The sequence below is a fragment of the Prevotella pectinovora genome (assembly GCF_000834015.1).
Taxonomy (GTDB): Bacteria; Bacteroidota; Bacteroidia; order Bacteroidales; family Bacteroidaceae; genus Prevotella; species Prevotella pectinovora.
The window spans coordinates 1-2,260 of the sequence record NZ_JXQI01000066.1; the positions used below are offsets into that span (position 1 = coordinate 1).

The 2,260-nt window shown below is 38.0% G+C and carries 4 protein-coding genes; 2 read left to right on the forward strand and 2 right to left on the reverse strand.

The genetic code is table 11. From position 1 onward, the window contains the following. Positions 1 to 260, forward strand: a 260-nt coding sequence (locus tag ST42_RS14355; protein ID WP_231557006.1) for a hypothetical protein, incomplete at its 5' end; no start/stop codon positions are given. Between the two features lie 47 nt (positions 261 to 307). Next, on the forward strand, positions 308 to 1,033 hold the full coding sequence (locus ST42_RS09855; protein ID WP_042519635.1) for a DUF5932 domain-containing protein: 726 nt from the start codon (positions 308 to 310) through the stop codon (positions 1,031 to 1,033). Between the two features lie 27 nt (positions 1,034 to 1,060). On the opposite strand, the gene ST42_RS14360 is transcribed toward ST42_RS09855, so the two are convergent. Together ST42_RS14360 and ST42_RS09865 are read right to left on the reverse strand one after the other, a co-directional pair. Then, the gene (locus ST42_RS14360; protein ID WP_044075325.1) at positions 1,061 to 1,486 is read right to left on the reverse strand and encodes a hypothetical protein; all 426 of its coding nucleotides are present in this window, start codon (positions 1,484 to 1,486) and stop codon (positions 1,061 to 1,063) included. Positions 1,487 to 1,808: 322 nt separating this feature from the next. Continuing rightward, positions 1,809 to 2,198 (reverse strand): thioesterase family protein, encoded by a 390-nt coding sequence (locus tag ST42_RS09865; RefSeq protein ID WP_042519633.1) that lies wholly within the window; start codon positions 2,196 to 2,198, stop codon positions 1,809 to 1,811. Positions 2,199 to 2,260: the final 62 nt, after the last annotated feature.

Below are 2,260 nucleotides of genomic sequence, written 5' to 3' on the forward strand. Positions count from 1 at the left end.
TGCAACCTTCATATAAATACAAAGCAGAAAGGGGGCCGTATATAAAACTATACACATCTGTTCCGAGAGGCCAAAGACCAGGTGGAGTGGAGAATCCATTCGTTCCTAATCATGCAAATATTCCATTTCTAATCATCAGACAAATATTGCGGGAGATAAGTAATGTCACCAATTTGTGTGGGTGTGGCATTTCTGCGATTGAATCCAATGGCAACATTGATATTACAATAACACTCCCACGCGTTATTAGCCTGCAGTAACAAAAATAATAATTTTTTTAACCAAAGATAATAATCCAAATAAAGATATGATAGAATTCAAAGTAATTATAGTCGAAGATGTACCTCTGGAATTAAAAGGTACTGAAGGCATATTAAAGTCGGATGTTCCAGAAGCCAAGATTGTTGGAACTGCAGAGAATGAAGTGGAATATTGGCGGATAATGAAGGATAATGTGCCTGATTTGGTGCTATTGGATTTAGGCTTGGGTGGTTCTACAACAATAGGTGTTGAGATATGCCGTGAAACGAAAGTCAGATACCCTGAAACGAAAGTCCTCATTTTTACTGGTGAAATACTTAACGAAAAACTTTGGCTTGATGTCATGGATGCTGGATGCAACGGAATAATCTTGAAGACTGGAGAGATGTTGACGCGTGCAGATATAGAAAGTGTAATGTCAGGAAAGAAAAATGTGTTCAATCAGCCTATCATGGAGAAAATATTACAGCATTTCAAACATGACGTCAAGTCTGCCATAATGCGGCAGGAGGCTCTTGTCAATTATGAAATTGACGAATATGACGAACGCTTTCTTAGACATCTTGCTTTGGGCTACACCAAAGAGCAGATAACAAACTTGCGTGGAATACCGTTTGGAGTGAAGAGTTTGGAGAAAAGACAGAACGAACTCGTACAGAAACTGTTTCCAAAAGGTAATGGAGGACTTGGGGTTAACGCAACTCGTCTCGTTGTTCGCGCCTTGGAACTTAGAATTATAGATTTAGACAATTTGCATCCAGATGAGGAATAACGAAACCAGAACAATCAAGGTTACAGCCTATTGCGTATGTATATTGGCTATCGGAGAACTTGCATTGATATTGCTTTCATGGATACTAAGTTCTACATTTCCGTATTCCCATATAAAATCAATGCTCAATGGTGAGGGCATCAGGTGGTTTTTCGGAAGTTTCACAAGCAATCTCAACAAGGATATCCTTGTATGGATGATTCTTTCTAGTATAGCATATGGAGTATTCGTGAAGAGTGGACTTTCATCATTGATGAGGAAATCATTGATTCTCAAAGCTTGTACCTTCAGAGAACGAATGGCCTTTTTAGTGTTTGTAGTAGAAGTCATACTAATATTGACAGTGATGTTGCTGCTCACGACCTTACCGCAGGCCATTTTGTTGAGTTCTACAGGAAATCTGATTCCTAGCTGTTTTAGCAACAGTCTGGTTGCAGTTGTCATCTTTGCCATGCTTGTCACTTCTTTGACTACAGGCTTTATAACACGACGTATAACAACATTGGTAAATGCAGTGGAATGCATGATTTATGGAATGAGAATATTCTCACCACTTATTTTGATGTATGTCTTTTCAAATCAGCTTTACTATTCTTTCTGTTATACATTTATTCCTTGACATGTGTAATTAATGGTAAAATTCTTGGATGTTAAATGAAAAACATCAAGGCCAAATTGGATGAATCTCTTAAAGACTGCAACTTTAATGATCAGCAAGGAGAATAACTATTTGGTCTTGATGCGTTAAACCATTCTTTTAGTGTATGATAAGAAATCAAGCTTTTCCAAGTTTGCCGTTTGCTTTTATCTGAAACTTATCGTTCTTTACAATGAAACGACTGTGTGTTCCCTTGCCGATTAAATCACACTCATCGTAGACCTCAACTTTGAAATCCAGTTTTCTACCATCTACTTTCACCAATTCCGTTTCGCATCTTACTTTCATTCCCACAGGAGTAGGAGCTACATGCTCTACGTTTAGGCTTATTCCAACAGTGCCCATTCCTTCTTCAAGTTCTTGGGCGACACTTTTCCATGCAGTCTCTTCAATGAGTGCTATCATTGAGGGAGTTGCAAAAACATCCAATGTACCACTTGCCATATTGCGAGCTGTCATTTCATTGGTAACTACTTTTTCTAATGTAAATTTAATTCCTGATTCCATATTGATTTAAATTGTTTAATATTGCAGACCAAGCACAACACGACCGAAAAAATCAGTGACGG